This window comes from Niallia taxi (assembly GCF_032818155.1).
Lineage (GTDB): Bacteria > Bacillota > Bacilli > Bacillales > Cytobacillaceae > Niallia > Niallia taxi_A.
Genome location: NZ_CP102589.1, coordinates 71,501 through 77,500, shown reverse-complemented (window position 1 = coordinate 77,500; position 6,000 = coordinate 71,501). Strand labels below are relative to the sequence as shown.

The window sequence follows — 6,000 nt, the reverse complement described above, 5'->3', positions numbered from 1 at the left end:
ATAGTGAACCAGTACCGTGAGGGAAAGGTGAAAAGCACCCCGGAAGGGGAGTGAAATAGATCCTGAAACCGTGTGCCTACAAGTAGTTAGAGCCCATTAATGGGTGATAGCGTGCCTTTTGTAGAATGAACCGGCGAGTTACGATTACATGCAAGGTTAAGTTGAAGAGACGGAGCCGCAGCGAAAGCGAGTCTGAATAGGGCGATAGAGTATGTGGTCGTAGACCCGAAACCAGGTGATCTACCCATGTCCAGGGTGAAGTCCAGGTAACACTGGATGGAGGCCCGAACCCACGCACGTTGAAAAGTGCGGGGATGAGGTGTGGGTAGCGGAGAAATTCCAATCGAACTTGGAGATAGCTGGTTCTCTCCGAAATAGCTTTAGGGCTAGCCTCAAGGTAAGAGTATTGGAGGTAGAGCACTGTTTGGACTAGGGGCCCCCATCGGGTTACCGAATTCAGACAAACTCCGAATGCCAAATACTTATCCTTGGGAGTCAGACTGCGAGTGATAAGATCCGTAGTCAAGAGGGAAACAGCCCAGACCACCAGCTAAGGTCCCAAAGTATACGTTAAGTGGAAAAGGATGTGGAGTTGCTTAGACAACCAGGATGTTGGCTTAGAAGCAGCCACCATTTAAAGAGTGCGTAATAGCTCACTGGTCGAGTGACTCTGCGCCGAAAATGTACCGGGGCTAAACGTATCACCGAAGCTGTGGATTGACATCTATGATGTCAGTGGTAGGAGAGCGTTCTAAGGGCGTTGAAGCTAGACCGTAAGGACTGGTGGAGCGCTTAGAAGTGAGAATGCCGGTATGAGTAGCGAAAGATGAGTGAGAATCTCATCCACCGAATGCCTAAGGTTTCCTGAGGAAGGCTCGTCCACTCAGGGTTAGTCGGGACCTAAGCCGAGGCTGAAGAGCGTAGGCGATGGACAACAGGTTGATATTCCTGTACCACCTTATGAATCGTTTGAGCGATGGGGGGACGCAGGAGGATAGGGTAAGCGTGCTGTTGGATTAGCACGTCCAAGCAGTTAGGCTGGTAATGAGGCAAATCCCATTACCGTGAAGGCGGAGCTGTGACGGCGAGGGAAATATAGTACCGAAGTTCCTGATTCCACACTGCCAAGAAAAGCCTCTAGCGAGATTCAAGGTGCCCGTACCGCAAACCGACACAGGTAGGCGAGGAGAGAATCCTAAGGTGAGCGAGAGAACTCTCGTTAAGGAACTCGGCAAAATGACCCCGTAACTTCGGGAGAAGGGGTGCTCTTTTGGGTGCAAGCCCGAGAGAGCCGCAGTGAATAGGCCCAGGCGACTGTTTAGCAAAAACACAGGTCTCTGCGAAGCCGTAAGGCGAAGTATAGGGGCTGACACCTGCCCGGTGCTGGAAGGTTAAGAGGAGGGGTTAGCGTTCGCGCGAAGCTCTGAATTGAAGCCCCAGTAAACGGCGGCCGTAACTATAACGGTCCTAAGGTAGCGAAATTCCTTGTCGGGTAAGTTCCGACCCGCACGAAAGGTGTAACGATCTGGGCACTGTCTCAACGAGAGACTCGGTGAAATTATAGTACCTGTGAAGATGCAGGTTACCCGCGACAGGACGGAAAGACCCCGTGGAGCTTTACTGTAGCCTGATATTGAATTTTGGTACAGCTTGTACAGGATAGGTAGGAGCCTTGGAAGCCGGAGCGCCAGCTTCGGTGGAGGCATTGGTGGGATACTACCCTGGCTGTATTGACATTCTAACCCGCACCCCTTATCGGGGTGGGAGACAGTGTCAGGTGGGCAGTTTGACTGGGGCGGTCGCCTCCTAAAAAGTAACGGAGGCGCCCAAAGGTTCCCTCAGAATGGTTGGAAATCATTCGTAGAGTGTAAAGGCACAAGGGAGCTTGACTGCGAGACCTACAAGTCGAGCAGGGACGAAAGTCGGGCTTAGTGATCCGGTGGTTCCGCATGGAAGGGCCATCGCTCAACGGATAAAAGCTACCCCGGGGATAACAGGCTTATCTCCCCCAAGAGTCCACATCGACGGGGAGGTTTGGCACCTCGATGTCGGCTCATCGCATCCTGGGGCTGTAGTCGGTCCCAAGGGTTGGGCTGTTCGCCCATTAAAGCGGTACGCGAGCTGGGTTCAGAACGTCGTGAGACAGTTCGGTCCCTATCCGTCGTGGGCGTAGGAAATTTGAGAGGAGCTGTCCTTAGTACGAGAGGACCGGGATGGACGCACCGCTGGTGTACCAGTTGTCTTGCCAAAGGCATAGCTGGGTAGCTATGTGCGGAAGGGATAAGTGCTGAAAGCATCTAAGCATGAAGCCCCCTCGAGATGAGATTTCCCATAGCGTAAGCTAGTAAGATCCCTGAAAGATGATCAGGTTGATAGGTTTGAGGTGGAAGCGTGGTGACACGTGGAGCTGACAAATACTAATAGATCGAGGACTTAACTAAAATGAAAAGTGGAAAAAAGCCCTAGGCTTTTGAAGCTGGACAAAAGATTACTTGGTTCCTGTGTTTTTCTTCCTATATGATTTAGTTTTGAGAGAACAACTCATAAAAACATAATAGTCTGGTGGCGATAGCGAGAAGGTCACACCCGTTCCCATACCGAACACGGAAGTTAAGCTTCTCAGCGCCGATGGTAGTTGGGGGTTCTCCCCCTGTGAGAGTAGGACGTCGCCAGGCAACTTGAAAAGAGACAGCAGTCAAATGACTGCTGTCTCTTTTTTGTCTTGTCCCTTTTAAGCAATCGTTCCTTTGTAATCTGTCTAAAGAAAACGCTTGCAAGATGTTCTGAACTAGTTTATTATTTCCTTATCGAAACGTTTCGATAAAACAGATTAGGAGGAATCAAATGATGGGCTTGAAAAAGAAGTGGTTTATTTTCGGTATGACAGCTTTACTGGCGCTTGGTTTATTGGCAGGTTGTTCACAAAAAAGCAGTTCAAGTGATTCTAATGTATTGACAGTCTGGGGAATGGGAGATGAGGTAAAGCAGCTTCCGAAAATGGCAGAGGAATTTACGAAGGAAACCGGGATTGAGGTTAAAATACAGTCGATTCCGTGGGCGAGCGCCCATGACAAGCTGTTGACGGCAGTTGCCTCTAAAAAAGGACCAGATGTACTGCAAATGGGTACAACATGGATGCCTGAGTTTCAGGCAGCAGGGGCTCTCGCTGATATGGGTGAATACATGGATAAATATCCGAATTTAAAACCAGACAACTTCTTTGAAGGCTCTGTTGAAACAACTCTATTCGATAGTAAATATTATGGTATTCCGTGGGCTGCAGAAACCCGTGTCCTTTTCTACCGTACGGATATTCTTGAAGCAGTCGGATATAAAGAAGCACCAAAGACTTGGGAAGAGCTAAAGGATGCTGCCAAAAAGCTATCTGAACGCGGTGAAAACATGTACGGACTTAATGTAGATGCTAAGGAACAAACGCTGGGGTTTATGTTTGCAAGACAGAATGGCTCCGCATTAGTTTCTGAAGGGAAACCACTATTTAATGAAAAGACATTTACAGAGGCGGTTTCTTATTTGAATGATTTTATCGAAAAGGGGTATGCTCCAAAGCAGGATTTAGGAATGGATGTATCCCAAACATTCTCAGGTGATGCGATTGTTCCTATGTTTATAAGCGGGCCGTGGATGGTCAAGGCAGTGAATGATACAGTTCAAGGTATTGAAGGGAAATGGGCTACCGCAGTTCTTCCATCTGGTTCTGATAATAATCTGTCTAGTTTAGGCGGTTCAAATTTGACCATTTTTGAACACTCCAATAAAAAGGATGAAGCAGCTCAGTTTATTGATTTCATGATGAAAAAAGAAAATCAGCTGAAATGGTTGGAACTAACTAATGCTATGCCGACAGTAAAATCAGCATGGGAGGATGATAGATTGGCTAATGATCCAATTTATGAGGTTTTCGGTCAACAAATGGAGTCTTCCCGGTCGATGCCATTATTACCTGAGTTTGAGGAAATCGCTCAAATTTACTTAAAGCATTTTGAACAGATTTATTTGGGCGGAAAAAAGGTGGAGCAGGAAATGGATGCCTTTACTAGAGAGACAGAGGAATTGTTAAATAAGTAATGGATGAAAGAGGGTGGTTTAGACAGGAAAGCTGTAATTAGCAGCAGTTTAAAACCCCCTCTTTTCCTTAACAAAAGGGAGTGCTAGTATATGAGGAATTTTGTAAATAAAAGGGCACCTTATTTATTCATATCTCCTGCCTTACTTTTATTAATGATGTTTTCTTTAATACCTATTGTAGTAGCTTTTGTAATAAGTTTTACAGACATTAGCTTAGTAGGTTTGGCGGATTGGTCGCAAATTAATTTTGTTGGTATAGATAATTATATAGATATTTTGACAGACCCTATCTTTTTAAAATCTATTGGTAATACATTATTTTATGTAGTTATTGGTGTTCCGCTCGTGATTACATGCTCCTTAGGAATAGCTGTGTTAATCAATTTCGGCGAGAATAGATTTTTTCAGTTTTTTCGGCTGATTTTTTATACTCCATCTATTACAAATGTTGTTGCTGTAGCTGTCGTGTGGAGCTATTTATATAATCCCAGCTTTGGCTTTCTTAATTATTTGTTATCATTGGCAGATATCCCTGCAGTCCCGTGGCTGCAGCATCCGGTTATTGCTAAAATTTCCTTAATCATATTAGCACTATGGCGGGCAATTGGAACAAATATGATTATATTTTTGGCAGCTCTTCAAGGTATTCCAAAAGCGTATTATGAGGCAGCTTCGTTAGATGGTGCTAATAAGTGGCAGCAACTTTTCAAGATTACAGTGCCTATGCTGAAATTCGCCATCTTTTTTGTGACGGTCACGACAATCATAGGCTGGCTGCAGTTCTTTGAGGAACCGTTTATTATGACGAACGGAGGACCTCTCGATAGTACTACATCTGTATCGTTGTTTATTTATCGCAATGGCTTTCAATTCAGTAAATTCGGCTATGCAGCAGCAGGATCTTTCCTATTATTTATAGCGATTATAATTGTGACATTAATTCAATTTCGTATGCAAAAGGTGAAAAATGAGGACTAAATATAGGAGGGGAGAAAATGCATACAGCACATAAAAAAACGAAGGCTGCCAAATGGATTGTTGCCATCATTCTTGCAATAGGCGGTATACTAATGGTGCTTCCTTTCATTTGGATGGTGTTATCCTCACTGAAAACGGACACAGAGATTATGCAGTTTCCACCAACGATTTTGCCGCAGGATCCCACTATAGGTAATTTTAAAGAACTATTCTCTGCTTTTAATTTTTTTGTTTATTTTAAGAACACAATGATTATCGTTATTTGTTCGTTTGGAGGACTTTTCCTTAATGCGATGGCAGGTTTCGGTTTTGCCAAATATAAGTTCAAAGGAAAAAACTTTCTTTTCTATTTAGTGCTTGCGACGATGATGATCCCTGGTCAAGTTACAATGATTCCGGTGTATTTAATCTTGAATGCGATGGGATTAACGAATACAATGGCAGGAATTGTCCTTCCTGGTTTAGTAGGTGCATTTGGAATATTTCTGTTTCGGCAATTTATGTCTACAATATCAAATGAAATGTTTGAAGCAGCGAGGCTGGATGGTGCTAGTGAGTGGAAAATCTTTTGGAGGATAGTTCTTCCTGTATCGCGCCCTGTTCTTGCAGTGCAAGGCATATTAACCTTTATTGGCGCTTGGAATTCATTCCTATGGCCGTTAATTGTCGCCAATGATGAAAAATATTATACACTTTCTATCGGGCTGCAGCTGCTAAAAGGGCAATATGCAAGTAATTATGCCTTGCAAATGGCAGGCTCAACCTTCATGATTATTCCCATTATTATTGTATTTCTAGTTTTTCAGAAGTATATTTTGCAAGGCTTCAATGTTTCTGGATTGAAGTAATAATAATAAATAACCTAAAAAGGCTTAAGAGGAGATTTTCCTTTTAAGCCTTTTCTATTTTTGTTACTCCAACATATAATAGGAA

The 6,000-nt window shown here is 44.2% G+C and carries 3 protein-coding genes and 2 rRNA genes (1 of these 5 running past the window's edge); all 5 read left to right on the top strand.

The features are described 5' to 3' along the window. Positions 1-2,441, top strand: a 23S ribosomal RNA gene (locus NQZ71_RS00350); it begins 493 nt to the left of the window's first position. Between the two features lie 117 nt (positions 2,442-2,558). Next, positions 2,559-2,675 (top strand): 5S ribosomal RNA (gene rrf / locus NQZ71_RS00345). Positions 2,676-2,853: 178 nt separating this feature from the next. After that, positions 2,854-4,089 (top strand): sugar ABC transporter substrate-binding protein, encoded by a 1,236-nt coding sequence (locus NQZ71_RS00340; RefSeq protein ID WP_317011714.1) that lies wholly within the window; start codon positions 2,854-2,856, stop codon positions 4,087-4,089. Positions 4,090-4,179: 90 nt separating this feature from the next. After that, positions 4,180-5,067, top strand: coding sequence for a carbohydrate ABC transporter permease (locus NQZ71_RS00335; protein ID WP_144456287.1), 888 nt, complete (start codon positions 4,180-4,182; stop codon positions 5,065-5,067). A 17-nt stretch (positions 5,068-5,084) separates the two neighbouring features. Further along, positions 5,085-5,915, top strand: a complete 831-nt coding sequence (locus NQZ71_RS00330; RefSeq protein WP_144456285.1) for a carbohydrate ABC transporter permease — start codon at positions 5,085-5,087, stop codon at positions 5,913-5,915. Positions 5,916-6,000 lie beyond the last annotated feature (85 nt).

Bases quoted from the DNA above. Each gene is read 5' to 3' on its own strand.
- NQZ71_RS00330 (WP_144456285.1), top strand. From the start codon at position 5,085: ATGCATACAGCACATAAAAAAACGAAGGCTGCCAAATGGATTGTTGCC.
- NQZ71_RS00335 (WP_144456287.1), top strand. From the start codon at position 4,180: ATGAGGAATTTTGTAAATAAAAGGGCACCTTATTTATTCATATCTCCT.